Below are 19,008 nucleotides of genomic sequence, written 5' to 3'. Positions count from 1 at the left end.
CGGCGCCGCCGCCCCGGCCGCGGCCGCCCCGGCCGCGGCCCGCGTGGCCGCGCCGGCGCTGCGCGCCGCCCGCGTGAGCATCGGCTACGACGGCCGCCGCGTCATCGACGGCCTCGACCTCGAGCTGCCGGCCGGCCGGGTCACCGCCATCGTCGGGCCCAACGCCTGCGGCAAGTCGACCCTGCTGCGCGGCCTCGCGCGGCTGCACCCCCTGGAGGCGGGGCGCGTGCTGCTCGGCGACCGGGACGTCACCGACGTGCCGCGCAAGGAGCTGGCCCGCAGCGTGGGCGTGCTGCCGCAGTCGTCGATCGCGCCGGACGGTGTGCGCGTGGCCGAGCTCGTCGCCCGCGGCCGCTACCCGCACCAGGGCTGGTTCGGGCGGCACTCGAGCGACGACGACGCCGTCGTGGCCCGGGCGATGACCGCCACGGGCGTCGCCGACCTCGCCGACCGCCCCGTCGCCGAGCTGTCCGGCGGCCAGCGCCAGCGCGTCTGGATCGCCATGGTGCTCGCCCAGGAGACCGACGTCGTGCTGCTCGACGAGCCGACGACGTTCCTCGACGTCGCCCACCAGGTGGACCTGCTCGACCTGCTGGCCGACCTCAACGCCGAGCGCGGCACCACCGTGGTCATGGTGCTGCACGAGCTGAACCTCGCCGCCCGGTACGCCGACCACCTCGTGGTCATGTCCGCCGGCGCCGTCGTCGCCCAGGGGGCGCCGCGCGACGTGCTGACCCAGGAGACTGTGAAGCGGGCCTTCGGGCTCGACGCCACGGTCGTCCCCGACCCGGTCTCCGGCACGCCCCTCGTCGTGCCGGTGGGCCGCCACCGGTCCGGCGCCACCAGCTGAGACACCGGCGCCGGCCGCCGCCGACAATAGGTTAGCCTTACCTCACCACCTCACCATCAACGTCTCACGGGGCTCCGTGAGCTCACCGAGGAGTGCACGTGCGCCTTCGCCGTTCTCTCGCCGCCGCGGCCGGTCTCGTGGCCGCGGCCGCCCTGGCCCTCGCCGGCTGCTCGTCGTCGTCCCCCTCGGGCGGGGACGCCGCGTCGTCCGCCCCGAGCAGCAGCGCCGGCGGCGCCACCGACAGCTTCCCGATCACGATGCAGTCCGCGCTGGGCGACGTGACGATCGAGTCCGAGCCGCAGCGGGTGGCGACCTGGGGCTGGGGCTCCACCGAGGCCGCGATCGCGGTCGGCGTCTACCCCGTGGCCGTCGCCGAGCAGCGCTACACCGTCGGCGAGGGCAACCTCCTGCCGTGGGTCGAGGAGGCCTACGACAAGGCCGGCGTCGAGCACCCGGCGATGCTCACCGACGACGGCACCGGCTCGGAGGTGCCGTACGAGGAGTTCGTGGCCGCCAAGCCGGACCTCATCCTCGCGCCGTACTCGGGCCTGACCCAGGAGCAGTACGACCTGCTGAGCGACATCGCGCCGGTCGTCGCCTACCCCGAGGCCCCGTGGACCACCCAGTGGGACGAGGAGATCAAGATCGTCGCCGAGGCGCTCGGGCGCAGCAAGGCGGGCGACGAGGTGCTCACCGGCATCGACGACTTCCTCGCCGAGCAGAAAGCCGCCCACCCGGAGTTCGAGGGCAAGACGTTCGCCGGGATCTGGGACGGCGACGGCTACGTGTCCGTCTACACCCCCGCCGACCCCCGCGTGAACATCCTCGAGGAGCTGGGGCTGAAGATCGCCCCGGCGGTCTCCGACCTCGACACCTCCGACGGCGGGTTCTACTACGAGCTGAGCGACGAGGAGCTCGACAAGCTCCAGACCGACTTCGTCATCACCTACTCCAACAGCGAGGAGGAGGCGAAGGCGGTGCTGACCGCGCCCGAGCTGCAGGCCGTCCCGGCCATCAAGGCCGGCAAGGTCGCGCAGGTGTTCGACCCGGTCACCGTGTCCTCGGTGTCCCCGCCGACGGCGCTGACCTTCACGTGGGACGGCGGCCTGCCGACGCTGATCGACAAGATCTCCGACACGCTGCAGTGACGACGCCGGCCTGACGGGCTGGTGCCGTCGAGCCGGACGCACGAGGGCCCCGTGCCGACCGAGAGGTCGGCGCGGGGCCCTCGCGCGTCCGCCGAGATAGAGAGGGCGCGGACCCGAGATAGAGAGCGTGCGGGCGCGAGATAGAGAGGGCGCGGGCGCGAGCTCTCTATCTCGGCGCGAGGGCTCTCTATCTCGCGGTGACGGAGGCGAGCGCCTCCGGGAGCGTCGCCGCCCACCAGGCCGCGTCGTGGCCGCCGGCCACCTCACGGTAGCCCAGCCGCTCGCAGCGCTCGGCGAGCAGGTCGCGCAGCCGCCGGGTGCGGTCCAGCAGCACCCACTCCTGCGTCCCGACCTCGAGGTGGACCCGGCCGAGGCGCCAGGCAGGGTCCGCCGCCGCCTCGGCGACGGCGCGCTCCAGCCAGCCGGCCTCGTCCCCGGACGGCCACCACCACGACCCGGACTGGCACACGGACGCCCCGAACCAGCCCGGCGCCACGCACTGGGCGTAGAGCGCGGTGAGCCCGCCCAGGCTCTGCCCGGCGATCGTCGTGCGCCGCGGGTCGCGCGCGACCGGCGCGCCGACGGCGTCGCCCGCCTCGTCCACGAGCGCCACCAGCGCGCGGACGAACTCCGGGGAGCAGGTCAGGTCGCGCGAGCGGGCGGCCGCGTCGGCGTGCTGCACCAGCAGCGTGACGGTCGGGCGCAGCAGCCCCGTGGTCGACATCCGGTCGAGCACCCGAAGACCACGGGTGCGCCACGGCCCGCCGTCCAGCAGCACCAGCACGTCGTAGCCCCCGGGCCCGGGCGCCACGGACGGCATGTGCCACCAGGCCTCGACGCCGTCGGGCAGCCCTGCGGACACCGGCACCAGCCGCCCCCGTCCCCCCGCGCCGAGCGGGCTGCCGTGCGCGGCGAGCGCGGCGTCCGGGTCCTCGTCCGCGAGCGGGCCCGGGAGGCGGGGCGCGTGCGGTCCCACGACGACGGAGGTCTCCGCCGCGAGCAGCGCCTCGTCGCGGGCCAGCGGGTCCGGCCCGGAGCGTCGCAGCAGGTCGTACCAGGCGTCGAGGTCGGCGTGCCGGTCCGGGTCGGCGGCAGCCTTGGCCCGGGCGCGGCGGTGCTCGAGGCCCGCCAGCCGCGCCGCGGCGTCGGCGTCCTGCCCGAGCACCAGCGGCACGGTGCCGTCGTCGACGGCGAGGCCGTAGGTCGCGCGCCAGCCGGCCGGCATGCGCAGGGCCAGCGCCCACAGCGTCGTGCCGGGCACCTGCTCCATGAGCGCCTGCCGGTGCGTGCCGGCGTCGACGAGCTTGTTGACGTCCAGCAGCACCGCCCGCGTGCCGGGGGCGCCGGCGTGCACGAACGTGTAGACGCGAAACGCCGGGTCGTCCGCGGCGTCGACGAGCGGGGTGCCCTCCTGCGCCACGCGGCGCATCAGCGCGTCGCGGTGGGCGCGCGAGGGCTCGGCGAGCACGTCGGCGAGCGCCGGGCTCGCCACCCGCGGCACGGGGCCGGGCCGGCCGGTCTGCGGGGGCACGCCGGCGCCCGCCGCGCCGGGGCGCGGCGGGGCGTCGAACGGGCTCACGCCGTGGGTCCGGCGGCGCCCGCCACGTCCCCGGGACCGGCGGCGTCCTGCGGCGCCGTCGCCGCCGGGACGGCGTCGACCGCCCCGCCGTAGCGCCGGTCGCGGCTGGCGTACTCCTGGCAGGCGCGCCAGAAGTGGCGGCGGTCCACGTCGGGCCACGGCTCGGGCATGAACACCATCTCGGCGTAGGCGGCCTGCCAGATCATGAAGTTCGACGTGCGCTGCTCCCCCGACGAGCGCAGGAACAGGTCGACGTCGGGCAGGTCCGGCTCGTCGAGGTAGCGCTGGATCGTCTTCTCGGTGACGCGGGCGGGGTTGAGCCGCCCGGCGGCGACGTCCCGGGCGATCGCGGCCGCGGCGTCGGCGATCTCCGCCCGCCCGCCGTAGTTCACGCACATGGTCAGCGTGCAGCGGTCGTTGTCGCGGGTCATCTCCTCGGCGATCTGCAGCTCCTTGACCACGGAGCCCCACAGCCGCGGCTTGCGCCCGGCCCAGCGGATCCGCACGCCCCAGGAGGACATCTCGTCGCGACGGCGGCGGATCACGTCCCGGTTGAAGTTCATGAGGAAGCGGACCTCGTCGGGCGAGCGCTTCCAGTTCTCCGTGCTGAACGCGTACGCCGAGACGTGCTTGACGCCGAGCTGGACGGCCCCGGCGACGACGTCGAGCAGGGACTTCTCCCCCTGCTTGTGCCCCTCGATGCGCGGCAGCCCGCGGGCGTTGGCCCACCGGCCGTTGCCGTCCATCACGATCGCCACGTGGTTCGGCAGCAGCTCGGCCGGGATGGCCGGCGGCGTGGCGCCGGACGGGTGCGGGTACGGCTCGGCGTAGGTGCGGGGCATCAGGCCTCTCTCCGGGGTTCGGTGACGACGGGCGGGACCGGGCTCGCGCCGGCCGCGGGGGCGCCGGCCGCCGCCGCGACGGCGACCGGTGCGCGGTCGACGTGCCGCAACGAGCGCAGCGTGCGCTCGAGGTGGTACTGCGAGTACGCCGCGACCAGGCCCGAGGCCTCCTTGCGGTAGCGGTCGGCCGAGGCGTCGGCGGTGTCCCAGTCGCCGGTCAGGAGCGCGGCGAGCAGGTGGAACGTCGCGGGCGCGGGCGCCGGCGAGCCGGGCGGGCGGCAGCGGGTGCACACGGCCCCGCCCACCGCGACGTTGAACGAGTGGTGGGGACCCGGCTCGCCGCAGCGGGCGCAGTCCGTGAACGACGGCGCCCAGCCCGCCACCGCGAGGGCCCGCAGCAGGTAGGAGTCGAGCACCAGCGCCGGGGTGTGCGCCTGCTGGGCCAGCGCGCGCAGCGCGCCCGCGAGCAGCCAGTACTGCTGGACCGCGGGCTCGTGCTCGGCGGCCACGAGCCGGTCGGCCGCCTCGAGCATCGCTGCGCCCGCGGTGTACGCGGCGTAGTCCTCGCAGATCGTGCGGGCGTAGGCCCCGACGGTCTCGACCTGCGTCACCGTGTCGAGCGAGCGGCCGGTGTGCAGCTGCAGGTCGACGACCATGAACGGCTCGAGCCGGGCGCCGAAGCGCGAGGTGGTGCGCCGCACGCCCTTGCCGACCGCGCGGACCTTGCCGTGCTCGCGGGTCAGGAGGGTGACGATGCGGTCGGCCTCGCCCAGCTTCTGGGTGCGCAGCACGATCGCGTCGTCTCGGTACAGGGGCACGCGACCATTCTGCCCCCCGGCGCCCACACGCGGACGCGGGACGCCGCGACGTTCACGGCAGGCCGAAGAGCTTCTAGCGGTCCGCCACGGCGAGGTCCCGGCCGCCCGCACCGCTCGGTCCGTTCGGTGGTTCGTCGGCTGATCGGCGATCCGGATCACCGATCAGCCGACGAATCACCGAACAGACAGCGCCTCGGCCCGCGCGTCAGGCGCGCTCGGCGCGGTTGACCGCCGAGACGATCGCCTTGAGCGACGCCGTCGTGATGGACGGGTCGATGCCCACGCCCCACAGGACGGCGTCGCCCACCTGCGCCTCGACGTACGCCGCGGCGGACGCGTCGCCGCCCTCGCTCAGCGCGTGCTCGGCGTAGTCGCGCACGCGTACCTGGACGTCCACCTTGGCGACGGCGTCGACGAACGCCGCGATCGGGCCGTTGCCGGTGCCGGTCAGGGTGAGCTCCTCGCCACGGTCGACGACGTCGACCGACAGCGTGGTGGTGCCGTCCTCGGCGGCGGTGGTGCGGGTCTCGCGCAGCTTGAGGCGGCCCCACGGCTCCAGCCCGGCGGCGTTCTCCGGCTCGACGGGCAGGTACTCGTCGGTGAAGATGCGCCAGATGTCGTCGCCCGTGACCTCGGTGCCCTGGGCGTCGGTGTGCTCCTGGACGGCGCGGGAGAACTCGATCTGCAGCCGGCGCGGCAGGTCCATGGCGTGCTCGGACTTGAGCAGGTACGCGACCCCGCCCTTGCCGGACTGGCTGTTGACGCGGATGACCGCCTCGTAGGAGCGGCCCACGTCCTTGGGGTCGATGGGCAGGTAGGGCACGCCCCAGACCAGCTCGTCGACGTCGGCCCCCGCCTCGCGGGCGCGGGCGGCCATGTGCTCGAAGCCCTTCTTGATGGCGTCCTGGTGGGAGCCGGAGAACGCCGTGAACACCAGGTCGCCGGCGTAGGGGTGGCGCTCGTGCACCGGCAGCTGGTTGCAGTACTCGACCGTGCGGCGGATGCCGTCGATGTCGCTGAAGTCGATCTCGGGGTCGATGCCCTGGCTGAACAGGTTCATGCCGAGCGTCACCAGGTCCACGTTGCCCGTGCGCTCGCCGTTGCCGAACAGGCAGCCCTCGATGCGGTCGGCCCCGGCCAGGTAGCCCAGCTCGGCAGCGGCCACGGCGGTGCCGCGGTCGTTGTGCGGGTGCAGCGACAGGATGACGTTCTCGCGGTGGTTGAGGTGACGGCTCATCCACTCGATCGAGTCGGCGTAGACGTTCGGCGTGGCCATCTCGACCGTGGCCGGCAGGTTGATGATCACCGGCCGCTCGGGCGTCGGCTCGAAGACCTCGAGCACCTCGTTGCAGATTCGGGCGGCGAACTCGAGCTCGGTGCCGGTGTACGACTCCGGGGAGTACTCGTAGAAGACCGTGGTCTCCGGGATCGTCTCCTCGTACTTGCGGCACAGCCGCGCCCCGGTCAGGGCGATGTCGACGATGCCGTCCATGTCCGTGCGGAACACGACCTCGCGCTGCAGCACCGACGTCGAGTTGTACAGGTGCACCACCGCCTGCTTGGCGCCGCGGATGGCGTCGTAGGTGCGCTCGATGAGGTGCTCGCGCGACTGGGTCAGGACCTGGATCACGACGTCGTCGGGGATCCGGTCCTCCTCGATGAGCATCCGGACGAAGTCGAAGTCGGTCTGCGAGGCCGACGGGAAGCCGACCTCGATCTCCTTGTAGCCCATCTGCACGAGCAGCTCGAACATGCGCAGCTTGCGCTCGGCGTCCATCGGCTCGATGAGGGCCTGGTTGCCGTCGCGCAGGTCGACCGCGCACCAGCGCGGGGCCTTGGTGATCGTCCTGCCCGGCCAGGTGCGGTCCGGCAGCGAGACGGCGATCTGCTCCTGGAACGGCCGGTACTTGTGGACCGGCATGCCCGAGGGGGTCTGGGGGTTGGTCTCGACGATGCCGCGGGGGTGGGTGGTCATGCTCTCCTGCTCCTCCTGCTGGGTGCGTCAGCCCCGGGAGCGTTCCGCCTCGACGGGGCTGCAGGCCGGCACACCGAGGTCGCCGCGGCGAGGGACCGGCCTCAGAGGGTCTCGCCGCGGCACAGAAGGAGGAGGCTCACCGTGCGCCGCACACGGTCACTGTACCCCCGGGGCCCTGTGTCACCGGTCACGTCCGCGATGTGGGAACCGCGCTCAGCGCCCGCGGGCGCGCAGGGCCACGTCGACGGCCGGGTCGCCCAGCGCGCCGAGCCAGTCGAGCAGCGCCGGGTACGTCGACGGGTTCGCCGCGACGTACGGGCGCAGGTGCGGCGCCTCCTGCACGATCAGCGCGAGGTCGGCCAGGGGCGTCGCCGGGTCGCTCGCCTGGGCGACCTGCCAGCGCGCGCCGGGGACGTCGACCACCGGCGGCAGCACCTGGGTCTGCGAGGCGTCCGACGACGGGCGCCGCCGCGGCTTGGTGAACGGCGGCTGGGCGGGGCGCGCCACCGGCTGCTCGACCTGCTGCGTCGCCGCGGTGGCGGGAGCGGCCGGCTGGGCGGGCGCGACGGGCTGGGCGGGCACGGTCGGCTGCGACGTCGCGGCCGGCTGAGCGGGAGCGGCCGGCTGCGGCTCGGGAGCCGGCGCGGCGACCGGCGGCAGCACCGCGGTGGAGTCCGCCGCGGGCGTCTCGGCGGGCTCCGCGGAGGCCTCGGCGGGCGTCTCCACGGGGGCCTCGGCGGCGGGACCCGCGGGCGCCGCGGCCGCGGGCGGCGTGGGCGGCGTGGGGTCGCCCTGCGCGGGCTCGCCGGCGGCGACCGCCTCGGGGCCCGCCTCGGGGGTCGCTTCAGGGGCCCCCTCGGGGCCCGTCGCGGGCGGGGTCGCCCGCCCGCGCAGCTCGCGCAGGGACTGCGGCACCAGCAGCGTCGCCAGGACCATCGCCGGCAGGCCGAAGGCGAGCAGGAGCTCCTCGGCCGTCGAGCGCGTGGAGACTCCCGTGCGGGCGACGGCGATGACGACGCCCAGCACGACCAGCACGATGGCGGTGCCGACGGCGGTGGCGTGCCCCGCGGTCACGTCCCGCCGCAGCGCACGCCACCCGATGACGGCCACGGCCGCGGCGAGCAGCCCGACGATCAGCCGCAGCACGAACTCGACGCTGAACCCGCGCAGCGCGAGGCCGGACACCGCGACCAGCGCCACGTAGGCGGACAGCACGGCGGCCAGGAGCAGGGCCCGGCGGGCCACGCCCGCCCAGACCAACGGCTCGGCGGGGCTGTCCACCGCGTGCTCGACGGTGCGCGGCAGCGCCGCGGCGGCCACCGCGGGCAGCAGCAGGACGCCGAAGCGCACCCCGTGCAGGCTCTCGACCCACGGGCCGGACTCGCTGCCGGCGAACAGGCCGGCCGACAGGGCGACGACCGCCCCGACGCCGACGAGGGTCACGAGCGCGTCGGGGGTGCCGCCGCGCAGGCGGTCCCCGACGGTCAGGACGAGGACGGCGAGCACGAGCAGCGCGCTGAGCACCGCGTCGGTCACGTCGGCGGCGCTGCCGCCGCCCGCCGCGGTCAGCACGGGGGTGACGACGGCGCCGAGGGCCACGAGCCCGGCGACCAGCGGCAGCGCCACCGGCCAGGTGGGCACCGCCACGAGGAGCGCGCCGGCCACGGCCAGCCCGAGCCCGGCGCCCACGCCCTGGCCGCCTCCGGGCACGGCGTCGACCACGAGGGTGACCAGCGCCGCCACCAGCAGGGGCACCACGCCTGCGACCCGGGTCCGGCTGCCGGCGCTGCCGAACCGGGCCCACCACAGGCCGGCGCGGCGCGCGTAGGGCGCGACGACGGTGACCAGCGCCACGACCGTCACGAGCACGATCACGAGCAGGTCGGCGCCGCGGTGGGCGGCGTCCCAGGGCAGCGCGAGGCCGACGAAGAGGGCGATCACCGCCACCACGTCACGCACGACGTCGCGGACCGGGACCCCGACGAAGGGCTCGCGGGGGGCGACGGCGTCCGGTGCGGTGGTGGTCATGGGCAGCTCCTCGGGGTGCGGCGAGCGGGTGCGTCGAACGGGTGCGTCGGGCCGGCCGCCGCCGGTGCCCGTCCGGTCGCGACGGGACGTCGGCGGCCGCCCGGAGGTGGGCGGACGGCCCCCCTCGTTTCTACCCGGTGGGGCGCCGCACGGCAGGCCGGACGCGGCACGGACGTCGTGCGGAATTCGTGGGGGCTTTGCGCAGGCTCAGATGCCCAGCTGGAACACGCCCCAGTAGGCGAGCCAGAGCAGCAGGGACGCCGCTCCGACCACCGTGCACCAGAGCGTCAGGACTGCGGGCCAGCCGCGGGCCACGGCCGCCTCGTGGTCGCCGGCGCGGCGGGCCGCGCGGACGTCCACGACCCGCTGCACGACGATCGCCCCGGCGACCACGGTGACCAGCCCGAGCACGCGCACGCCGATCCAGCCGCCCTGGACGACGACGTCGTCCTGCTCGTAGTCCAGCGCGAGCCGCGCGACCGCCATGAGGTAGACCACCAGCGCGACGGTCGTCAGGACCGAGCCGAGGCTCAGGCCGAGCAGCGCGCGCCGCAGGCCGCGGGCGAGGTGGGAGCGCGCGACGACGTCCGGCACGCCGCGGCCCACCGCCATGAGGCGCCGCACGAGCGCGACGGCTCCCCACACCAGCGGGCCGAGCACGAGCAGCACGATGCCGACGGCCACCGCGCCCACGATGATGTCGCCGTTGCCCCACCACGCCGGGCGCGCCAGCGGCTCGGCGAGGAACAGCTGGTTGGGGGTCGCGCCCGCGACGCGCGGCGCGGCGTCGGCGGTGGCCGGCAGGCCCGCCACCCAGGCCGCGACGTCGCGCGGGAACTCGGGCACGACCTTGCCGCCGACCCGCAGGCCGTGGTTCGCGTCGGCGTAGTACCGCACGGTCACGGGGGCGTCGCCGCCGCCGACGGCGGTGTCGGCGATGACCTTGCGCGCGCCCTGCTCGACCGGCATGGACGGGTCGCCGGTGCCGTAGACCACGAGCACGGGGGCCGTCTGCCGCTCGAGGTACGGCGTGACGTCGAAGTCGGCGTAGTCCAGCCCGCCGCCCGGCACCTGCATGCCCACCGCGCGCGGGATGGCGCGGAAGACCTCCTCGGGCACGTGGGTGTTGCGCAGGTAGTTGTCGACGGCGAACGCGGCCTGCTGGCGCGGCTGCACGACCGGCGCCGACGCCAGCACGGTGAACGCGATCGTCGGGTCCTCGACCTGCATGATCGGCACGATCCAGGTGCCCTCGGACTCGCCGTAGACGCCGACGCGGTCGGGGTCGACCGTCGGCACGTCGCGCAGGTAGTCCACCGAGCGCTGGTAGTCGGCCGCCATCGCGACGTAGTCGCGGTGCAGCGTGGTGTAGGTGTCGAGCCGCTTGTCCGGCACCAGGGTCACGACGCCGGCGCTGGCGACCTCGCTCGCGACCTCCGTGAAGGCCACGCTCGCCAGGCCGGTGCCCGCCCCGTGCACGAACACCATGCCGGGCAGGTCCTCCCCCGCCCCGACCGGCTCGCGCAGGATGCCGCCCACCTCGGTGCCGTCGAGCTGGATCGTCACGTCGGTCTCGCGGACCTCGAAGGTGCCCGGCGCGTGGACGACGCCCGCCTCCTCGAGCTGCGCGGCGCCGCCGATCGCGGTGTCCGACGTCGCCGGCTGGAGGTGGTCGACGACCGGCACCGGGTCCCACGACGGGCCCGCCAGCGAGCCGATCACCGCCAGGCCGATCAGGAGCGCCGCGCTCGTCGTCACCGTCCGCACAATCACCCCGGGAGCCTATCGAGTCGCGCGGCCGGGACGGCACGGCCGGGCCTCGTGGTCTCGGCGGACGCCCCCGCGGGCGTCAGAAGCCGAGGCGGCGCAGCTGCTTGGGGTCGCGCTGCCAGTCGCGCGCGACCTTGACGTGCAGGTCGAGGTAGACGCGGGCGCCGAGCAGCCGCTCGATCCCCTGGCGGGCGCGCGTGCCGACGTCCCGCAGGCGCGAGCCGCCGCGGCCGATGACGATGGCCTTCTGCGAGTCGCGCTCCACGAACAGGTCCACGCGCACGTCGAGCAGGGGCGGGCGGCCGGACTTCTCGTCGCCGCTGCCGGGCCGCTCGACGATCTCGTCCACGACGACGGCCAGGGAGTGCGGCAGCTCGTCGCGCACGCCCTCGAGCGCCGCCTCGCGCACCAGCTCGGCCACCATGACCTGCTCCGGCTCGTCGGTGAGCTCGCCGCCCGGGTACAGCTCCGGGCCCTCGGGCAGGTGGGACACCAGGACGTCCGCCAGCTCGTCCACCTGGTAGCCGTCGCGGGCGGAGACCGGCACGATGTCGGCCCACTCGCGGTCCACCTCGCCGGCGAGCGCCTGCACCGACAGCAGGTGCTCGACCAGCGTGGCGCGGTCCACCAGGTCGGCCTTGGTCACCACGGCCACCACCGGCACGGCGCGCCGGCCGGTCATCAGCGGGGCGAGCTGGTTGGCGATGAACCGGTCGCCCGGGCCCACCTTCTGGTCGGCGGGCAGGCAGAACGCGATGACGTCGACCTCGCCGAGGGTCTCCTTGACCAGGTCGTTGAGCCGCTGGCCCAGCAGCGTGCGGGGGCGGTGCAGGCCGGGGGTGTCGACGAGCACCAGCTGGGCGTCGGGGCGGTGGACGATGCCGCGGATGGTGTGCCGCGTCGTCTGCGGCCGCGCCGACATGATCGCGACCTTCTCGCCGACCAGCGCGTTGGTGAGCGTGGACTTGCCGGCGTTGGGCCGGCCCACGAGGCAGGCGAACCCGGATCGGTGGGCGGTCCGGTCGGCGGTCGGGGTCTCGGTCGCGGTCACTGGTGCTCCTTCTGGTCGGACGTGCGCGCCTCGGCGCCGTCTGCTGGGTCGTGCTCGGTGGTCTCGGCGCGGCTGACCAGGAGCGACGCGAGCTGCTTGCGCCGCCCCTCCACCCGGTCGGCCACGAGGTGCAGCCCGCCGACGTCGACGGCGGAGCCGGCCAGCGGCACCTTGCCGAGGGCCTTGGCGAGCAGGCCGCCGGCGGTGTCGACGTCGTCGTCGTCCAGGCGCAGGTCGAACAGCTCGCCGAGCTCGTCGACCGGCAGCCGGGACGGGATGCGCCACACGCCGTCGCCGAGGTCCTCGGGCTCGACGGCGGTGACCCGGTCGTGCTCGTCGGTCAGCTCGCCGACCAGCTCCTCGAGCACGTCCTCGATGGTGACCAGCCCGGCCGTGCCGCCGTACTCGTCGACGACGACGGCGATGTGCGCGGAGGTCTGCATCTGGCGCAGCAGGTCGTCGACCGGCTTGGACTCCGGCACGAACACCGCCGGGCGCACCACCTCGGCCACCGGACGGTCCCCCGCCGACGGGTCGGCGTCCAGGACGCGGGCGACGTCCTTGAGGTACGCGACGCCGACCAGGTCGTCCACGGAGGCGCCGACCACGGGCACCCGCGAGAACCCGGACCGCAGGAACAGCCGCATCACCTTGCGCAGCGGCGTGTCCCGGTGCGCCGTGACCATGTCGGTGCGCGGCACCATCACCTCGCGGGCCAGCGTGCCGCGCAGCTCCAGCACCGAGCGGAACAGCTCCCGCTCGTCCTCCTCGAACACCTCGGACTCGCCGACCCGGTCGACCATGTCGCGCAGCTCGGCCTCCGTCGGCGGCGCCTCCGGCTCCCGGTGCACCGAGCGGCGCACCGCCCAGGACGTCGCCCGCGCGACCACGGTCAGCATGCCGGACAGCGCGAGCAGCACCCGCAGCGGGCGCCGGTGGCCGGTTCGCCGGGGGCTGACGCGCACGGTCACCAGGCCCGCGGCGACGCCGAGCACGAGCAGCACCAGGAGGGTCTGCCACCACGCGGGGAGCCAGCCCGCCAGCGCGAGCGCGAGCGCGCCCAGGGCGACGATCTCGGCGGCGGCGCGCGCCACCCCCAGCGCGGCGACGGTGCCGGGCGGGTCGAGCACGAGCGCCTGGGCCGCGCGCACACGGTCGGCGCGCGTCTCGGAGCGCAGACCCTCGCCGGCCTCGGCGTCCGTGAGGGCGTCGACGAGCGAGGCGCGCGTCACGCGCAGGACGGCGGCCTCGCCGGCCGCGAGCAGCGCGGTGACGACCAGGCCGGCGGCCGCGACGACCAGCAGCAGGAGGACCGGAGCGTCCATCGGGGTGGCGGGGCTCACCGGCCCGCGAGGAAGGTCAGCAGCAGCCGGCGCTGCAGCCCGAACATCTCCCGCTCCTCCTCGGGCTCGGCGTGGTCGTAGCCGAGCAGGTGGAGGATGCCGTGCGCGGTGAGCAGCAGCATCTCCTCGACGGTGGAGTGCCCGGCGACGACCGCCTGCTTGGCCGCGACCTCGGGGCACAGCACGATGTCCCCGAGGGTCCCGGGCGGGGTGACCTCGCCCTCGCGGCCCGGGCGCAGCTCGTCCATGGGGAAGGACATCACGTCGGTGGGGCCGGGCTCGTCCATCCACCGCACGTGCAGGTCCGCCATGACGCCGGCGTCGACGAAGAGGATCGACAGCTCGCTCAGGGGGTGCACGTGCAGCGCGTCGAGCACGAACCGCGCCAGGGCGGCGAACTCGGCCTCGTCGAGCCCCTCGACCGCGTAGCCCGACTCGTTGTTGACCTCGATGCTCACCGGTCTCCCACCGCCGCGTCCCGACCCTCGCCGTCCTCGTCGCCCCGTCGCTCGTCGCCCCGTCGCTCGTCACCGTGCCGCTCGGCGCCGCGGCCCGTGCCGCCCCGCCCCGCGACCGCCCGGCGCGCGGGCGCGCGCCGCGAGCGGTCCGGCCGGTCCGAGCCGCCGCGGGCGGCGACGGTGTCCCAGCGCGCGTAGGCGTCGATGATGTCGCTCACCAGCCGGTGGCGGACGACGTCGGACGACGTGAGCCGGCAGAACTCGACGTCGTCGACGCCGGTGAGGATGTCCTGGACCACCCGCAGGCCCGAGGCGGTGCCGCCGGGCAGGTCGACCTGCGTGGCGTCGCCCGTGATGACCATCTTGGAGCCGAAGCCCAGGCGGGTCAGGAACATCTTCATCTGCTCGGACGTGGTGTTCTGCGCCTCGTCGAGGATGATGAACGAGTCGTTGAGCGACCGGCCGCGCATGAACGCCAGCGGCGCGACCTCGATCGTGCCGGCCTCGATGAGCTTGGGGATCGAGTCCGGGTCGACCATGTCGTGCAGCGCGTCGTACAGCGGCCGCAGGTACGGGTCGATCTTCTCGGTGAGCGAGCCGGGCAGGTAGCCGAGGCGCTCGCCGGCCTCGACGGCCGGGCGGGTGAGGATGATCCGGTTGACCTGGTGCGACTGCAGCGCCTGGACGGCCTTGGCCATCGCCAGGTACGTCTTGCCGGTGCCGGCCGGGCCGATGCCGAAGGTGATCGTGTTGACGTCGATCGCCTCGACGTAGCGCTTCTGCCCCACCGTCTTGGGCCGGATGGTGCGCCCGCGGCTGGACAGGATGTTGAGGGTGAGGACCTCGGCGGGCCGCTGCGCCGTCTCGGCGGTCAGCATGCCGACGGAGCGGCGCACCACGTCCGGGGTCAGCTCGGTGCCCGCCTCCACCACCTCGACGAGCTCGTCGAGCAGGCGGGAGACGAGCGCGACGTCGCCGGCGGGGCCGGCGACGGTGATCTCGTTGCCGCGGGCGTGCACGTCCACATGGGGGAAGCCGTCCTCGACGGCCCGCAGCACGGAGTCGCGGCTGCCGAGCAGGGCGACCATCGGCACGTGCGGCGGCACGATGATGCGGTGCTCGCTGGGGTGCTCCACGCGGGAGTCGGGGCGGGGTGATGTGGCGGTCATGGGCCGGCTGGACGCCGCTGCACGCTCCTCGATCGACGGTCTGCTCGACGGGTCCCAGTCTATCGGCGCCCCGCGCCCGCCCACCATGTGATTGGCGCCGGTCGCCTCAGGCGGGCGTCCAGCCCAGCTGCTTGCCGGAGATGACGTGCCCGTGCACGTGGAACACGCTCTGCCCGGCCCGCGGCCCGCTGTTGAAGATCAGCCGGTACTGGCCGTCGGCCAGGTCCCCCGCCACCTCGTCGGCCAGCGCGACCATGTCCGCCAGCAGCGCGGGGTCGGCCGCCGCCAGCACCGCGACGTCGCCGTGGTGCTCCCTGGGCACGACCAGGCAGTGCACCGGCGCCTGCGGGTCGATGTCGCGGAAGGCGATCGACCGCTCGGAGGTGGCGACGACGTCCGCCGGCAGCTGCCCGGCGACGATCTTGCAGAACAGGCAGTCCTCGGTCTCGGCGCTCATGCAGCAGAACCTACCGCCGAGCCGCCCGGCGGCTCATCCGCAGCGCCGCGCCCGTCGCGACCTCAGGCCCAGCGCCCGAGCCGCTCGCTGAGCAGCGCGACGGCGACCGGGCCCGCCGTGGAGGTGCGCAGCACGTGCGGCCCGAGCCGCGCGGCCGTGGCGCCGGCCTCGACGAGCGCGGCGAGCTCGGCCTCGGCGATGCCGCCCTCCGGCCCCACGACGACGAGCAGCTCCGGCGCCCCGCCGGCCCCGCCCGGGGCGGGCAGCGGCACGGCGGCCAGCGGCGTCGTCGCCTCCTCGTGCAGCACGACGGCGGCGCCGCCCGCGCCGACCACCGCCCGCACGCGCGCGGCGAGCTGCCGGGTGGTGTGCGCGTCGTCGACCGGGGCCAGCCAGGCCCGGCGCGCCTGCTTGGTGGCGGAGCGGACCGTGGCGACCCACCGGGCGTGCGACTTCGCGGCGCGCTCGCCGCGCCAGACGACGACCGACCGCTCGGCCTGCCACGGCACGACGGCGTCCGCGCCGACCTCGATCGCCGCCTCGACGGCCAGCTCGTCGCGGTCGCCCTTGGCCAGGGCCTGCACCAGGGTCACGACGACGTCGGGCGCGGGCTCGCGCACGACCTCGTCGACCGCCAGCTCCAGGCTGGGACCGTCGGCCCGCACCACCGTGCAGCGCAGCCGCGTGCCGGCGCCGTCGACCACGTCGACGCGCTCGCCGGCGCGCTTGCGCTGCACCACGCCGGCGTGCCGGCCCTCGGCGCCGCCGAGCGCGTACGTGGCGCCGGCGGCGTACGTGGCCAGCGGCGCGCCGCCGTCGGCGAGGAACACGGGCGCGCTCACGCCCGGCCCCCCGTCCGCTCCCCCGGCACGGCCCGCGCTGCGCCCGCGGCCCGCGGGCGCGTCACCGGCCGCTCAGCTTGTCGCGCAGGCGGGAGAAGACGCCCGGGTGCGCCGTCGCGAGCCGCGGCTCGGGGCGCTCCTCCCCCCGCAGCGCGGCGAGCTGGCGCAGCAGCGCCACCTGCTCGTCGTCGAGGCCGGACGGCACCTGGACCTCCACGTGCACGTGCAGGTCGCCGCGGCCGCCGGAGTGCAGGTGCCCGACGCCGAGGCCCTTGAGCACCACGACCTGCCCGGGCTGCGTGCCCGGGCGCAGGTCGATCTCCTGCGCCCCGTCGAGGGTCTCCAGGTCCAGCACGGTGCCCAGCGCCGCCGCCGTCATGGGCACCGGCAGGGTGCAGTGCAGGTCGTCGCCGCGGCGCACGAACACCTCGTGCGGCTTCTCGCGGATCTCGACGTACAGGTCGCCCGCCGGGCCGCCGCCCGGGCCGACCTCGCCCTGCGCGGTGAGCTTGATGCGGGTGCCGGTGTCCACGCCGGCGGGCACGTTGACCGTCAGCGTGCGGCGCGAGCGCACGCGGCCCTCGCCGGCGCAGTCCGGGCAGGGCTCCGGGATGATCGTGCCGTAGCCGCCGCACGCCGAGCACGGCGCGGTCGTCATGACCTGGCCGAGGAACGACCGGGCGACGCGCTGCACGTGGCCGCGGCCCTGGCAGACCTCGCAGGTGCGCAGGTCGGTGCCCGGGCTCGCGCCCTTGCCGGAGCAGGTCGAGCACACGACGGCGGTGTCCACCTGCAGCTCGCGCTTGGTGCCGAACACGGCCTCGGCGAGCTCGACGTCCATGCGGACCAGGGCGTCCTGGCCGCGGCGCGCGCGGGGCACGGGCCCCTGCGCGGACTGCCCGCCGCCGAAGAACGTCTCGAAGATGTCCTGGAAGCCGAAGCCGGCGCCGAAGCCGCCGCCCGCCCCGCCGCCCGGCGCCGTCGGGTCCACACCCATGTCGTACTGCTGGCGCTTCTCCGGGTTGGACAGCACCTCGTAGGCGCGGGCGACGTCCTTGAACCTCTCCTCGCCCGCCTCGCCGGCGACGTCGGGGTGCAACTCGCGGGCGAGCTTGCGGTACGCCTTCTTGATCTGCTCGGGCGTGGCGTCCCGCGGGACGCCGAGGGTCTCGTAGTAGTCGGCCACAGGTCTCTCTTGGGTCAGGGGGTCAGTGGGGCAGCACGCGCGAGAGGTACCGCGCCACGGCGCGGACCGACGCGATCGTGCCGGGGTAGTCCATGCGGGTCGGCCCGATCGAGCCGAGGATCGCGACGGGGTCACCGCCCTCGTCGCCGGAGCCGTAGCCCGACGTCACCACGGACGCCTGGGCGAGCCCCTCGAGCCGGTTCTCGTGCCCGATGCGCACGGCGACGCCGTCGACGGCCATCTCCGTGAGCAGCCCGAGCAGCACGACCTGCTCCTCGAGCGCCTCGAGCACCGGGCTGAGCCCCTGCTCGAAGCGCATGCTCGCGCGGGCGAGGTTGGCGGTGCCGGCCAGGACGATGCGCTCCTCGTTCTCCTCGCCGAGCGTCTCGACGACGGTCTCGGCCACGGCCGTGGCGAGGTCCACCAGGGTCGGGTCGAGGCTCTCGACGACGCGGGCGAACGTGACCGGCAGGTCGGTCAGGCCCTTGCCCGCGGCGGCCGCGTTGAGGCGGGCGCGCAGCTCGCCGAGCGTGCCGTCGTCGAGCACGGTCCCCGCCGTGCCGTCCGGGCCGGCGGCGGCGGACGGCACCTCGAGGTAGCGCTGCTCGACGCGGCCGGTGTCGGTGATGACGACGACGAGCAGCCGCTCGCCACCCACCGGCACCAGCTCGAGGTGGCGCAGCCCGGAGCGGCGCAGGGACGGGTACTGCACGACCGCGACCTGGCCGGTGAGCTGGGCGATGAGCCGGCCGGCGCGCGTCAGCACGTCGTCGAGGTCCACCGCCTCGGACAGGAACGTCTCGATGGCCCGCTTCTGCGGCACCGACAGGGGCCGCACCTCGGCGAGCCGGTCGACGAACAGGCGGTAGCCCTTGTCCGTGGGGATGCGCCCCGCGGACGTGTGCGGCTGCGCGATCAGGCCGGCCTCCTCGAGGGCGGCCATGTCGTTGCGGATGGTGGCGGGCGAGACCCCGAGCCGGTGTCGCTCGGTGAGCACCCGGGAGCCCACGGGCTCGCGCGTCGAGACGTAGTCCTCCACGATCGCGCGCAGCACCTCCAGACGGCGTTCCTCGCTCACGAGACCTCCTCCCCGCCGGGCAGCTCTTAGCACTCCAGCCTTCCGAGTGCCATCCTACGCGGGGCTGCCGACGTCGCCCGTGACCCGTCCGTCACACCGCGTCCGCCGCACCGCGTCCGCCGCGCGGGCGCGCGGCACCGTCGCGCCGGCCTACCTCAGGCGCCGCCTGAGGTACCCGCGGGACCAAGGTCCCGCGCAGAACCGGTCGGATGCCCGATCCGCGCCCCTACCTCAGAGGCGGAGCGTGGAGGCCATGAGCGCAGAGCTGTACCACGACACCTTCCGCCAGCACGAGGCCGAGGTCGCCCGCCGGCTCGAGCTGCGGCGCCGCGTCGCCGAGCGCGCCGCCGCGGACGAGGCCCGAGCCGCCGCGGCCGGCCTCGCCCGCCCCGCCGCCGCGAGCGCCCCGACGGG

Annotated in this window: 16 protein-coding genes; 2 read left to right on the top strand and 14 right to left on the bottom strand. The window is 75.4% G+C overall.

Going from position 1 to position 19,008, the window contains the following annotated elements:
- Window positions 1–43 precede the first annotated feature (43 nt).
- Window positions 44–850: an ABC transporter ATP-binding protein gene (locus tag GSF02_RS16665; protein WP_159798503.1), complete on the top strand. Its 807-nt coding sequence runs from the start codon at window positions 44–46 to the stop codon at window positions 848–850.
- 98 nt (window positions 851–948) lie between these two features.
- Window positions 949–1,998, top strand: coding sequence for an iron-siderophore ABC transporter substrate-binding protein (locus tag GSF02_RS16660; RefSeq protein ID WP_159798502.1), 1,050 nt, complete (start codon window positions 949–951; stop codon window positions 1,996–1,998).
- A 187-nt stretch (window positions 1,999–2,185) separates the two neighbouring features.
- On the opposite strand, the gene GSF02_RS16655 is transcribed toward GSF02_RS16660, so the two are convergent.
- The 14 genes from GSF02_RS16655 to hrcA all read right to left on the bottom strand — a co-directional run bounded on the left by GSF02_RS16655 (window position 2,186) and on the right by hrcA (window position 18,594).
- Entirely contained in the window at window positions 2,186–3,577 is a 1,392-nt protein-coding gene (locus GSF02_RS16655) for an enterochelin esterase domain-containing protein (RefSeq protein WP_159798501.1), read from the bottom strand.
- Window positions 3,574–4,419, bottom strand: coding sequence for an isoprenyl transferase (locus GSF02_RS16650; protein WP_159798500.1), 846 nt, complete (start codon window positions 4,417–4,419; stop codon window positions 3,574–3,576). The genes GSF02_RS16655 and GSF02_RS16650 overlap by 4 nt, the downstream gene beginning before the upstream one ends.
- Window positions 4,419–5,237, bottom strand: a complete 819-nt coding sequence (gene recO / locus GSF02_RS16645) for a DNA repair protein RecO (RefSeq protein ID WP_159798499.1) — start codon at window positions 5,235–5,237, stop codon at window positions 4,419–4,421. The genes GSF02_RS16650 and recO overlap by 1 nt, the downstream gene beginning before the upstream one ends.
- A gap of 205 nt (window positions 5,238–5,442) precedes the next feature.
- Window positions 5,443–7,212: a 2-isopropylmalate synthase gene (leuA, locus tag GSF02_RS16640; RefSeq protein ID WP_159798498.1), complete on the bottom strand. Its 1,770-nt coding sequence runs from the start codon at window positions 7,210–7,212 to the stop codon at window positions 5,443–5,445.
- A gap of 213 nt (window positions 7,213–7,425) precedes the next feature.
- Window positions 7,426–9,240, bottom strand: a complete 1,815-nt coding sequence (locus tag GSF02_RS16635) for a DUF7937 domain-containing protein (protein WP_159798497.1) — start codon at window positions 9,238–9,240, stop codon at window positions 7,426–7,428.
- A 207-nt stretch (window positions 9,241–9,447) separates the two neighbouring features.
- Window positions 9,448–10,998, bottom strand: a complete 1,551-nt coding sequence (locus tag GSF02_RS16630; RefSeq protein ID WP_235915647.1) for an alpha/beta hydrolase family protein — start codon at window positions 10,996–10,998, stop codon at window positions 9,448–9,450.
- Between the two features lie 91 nt (window positions 10,999–11,089).
- The gene (era, locus tag GSF02_RS16625) at window positions 11,090–12,061 is read right to left on the bottom strand and encodes a GTPase Era (RefSeq protein ID WP_159798495.1); all 972 of its coding nucleotides are present in this window, start codon (window positions 12,059–12,061) and stop codon (window positions 11,090–11,092) included.
- Window positions 12,058–13,386 carry a hemolysin family protein gene (locus tag GSF02_RS16620; protein ID WP_159798494.1) on the bottom strand — a complete coding sequence of 443 codons (1,329 nt, stop codon included), beginning with the start codon at window positions 13,384–13,386 and terminating at the stop codon, window positions 12,058–12,060. Before GSF02_RS16620 ends, era begins: the two co-directional genes overlap by 4 nt.
- A gap of 14 nt (window positions 13,387–13,400) precedes the next feature.
- Window positions 13,401–13,862, bottom strand: coding sequence for an rRNA maturation RNase YbeY (gene ybeY / locus GSF02_RS16615; RefSeq protein WP_159798493.1), 462 nt, complete (start codon window positions 13,860–13,862; stop codon window positions 13,401–13,403).
- On the bottom strand, window positions 13,859–15,031 hold the full coding sequence (locus tag GSF02_RS16610) for a PhoH family protein (protein ID WP_235915646.1): 1,173 nt from the start codon (window positions 15,029–15,031) through the stop codon (window positions 13,859–13,861). Before GSF02_RS16610 ends, ybeY begins: the two co-directional genes overlap by 4 nt.
- Window positions 15,032–15,137: 106 nt before the next feature.
- Window positions 15,138–15,488, bottom strand: a complete 351-nt coding sequence (locus GSF02_RS16605) for an HIT domain-containing protein (RefSeq protein ID WP_159798492.1) — start codon at window positions 15,486–15,488, stop codon at window positions 15,138–15,140.
- Between the two features lie 62 nt (window positions 15,489–15,550).
- On the bottom strand, window positions 15,551–16,330 hold the full coding sequence (locus GSF02_RS16600; protein WP_159798491.1) for a 16S rRNA (uracil(1498)-N(3))-methyltransferase: 780 nt from the start codon (window positions 16,328–16,330) through the stop codon (window positions 15,551–15,553).
- Between the two features lie 61 nt (window positions 16,331–16,391).
- Window positions 16,392–17,516, bottom strand: a complete 1,125-nt coding sequence (dnaJ, locus tag GSF02_RS16595; RefSeq protein WP_159798490.1) for a molecular chaperone DnaJ — start codon at window positions 17,514–17,516, stop codon at window positions 16,392–16,394.
- A 22-nt stretch (window positions 17,517–17,538) separates the two neighbouring features.
- Window positions 17,539–18,594: a heat-inducible transcriptional repressor HrcA gene (gene hrcA, locus GSF02_RS16590; protein WP_159798489.1), complete on the bottom strand. Its 1,056-nt coding sequence runs from the start codon at window positions 18,592–18,594 to the stop codon at window positions 17,539–17,541.
- Between the last annotated feature and the right edge of the window lie 414 nt (window positions 18,595–19,008).

Source organism: Puerhibacterium puerhi (assembly GCF_009846865.1).
GTDB lineage: Bacteria > Actinomycetota > Actinomycetes > Actinomycetales > Cellulomonadaceae > Puerhibacterium > Puerhibacterium puerhi.
This window is presented reverse-complemented; position numbering and strand designations above follow the sequence as displayed.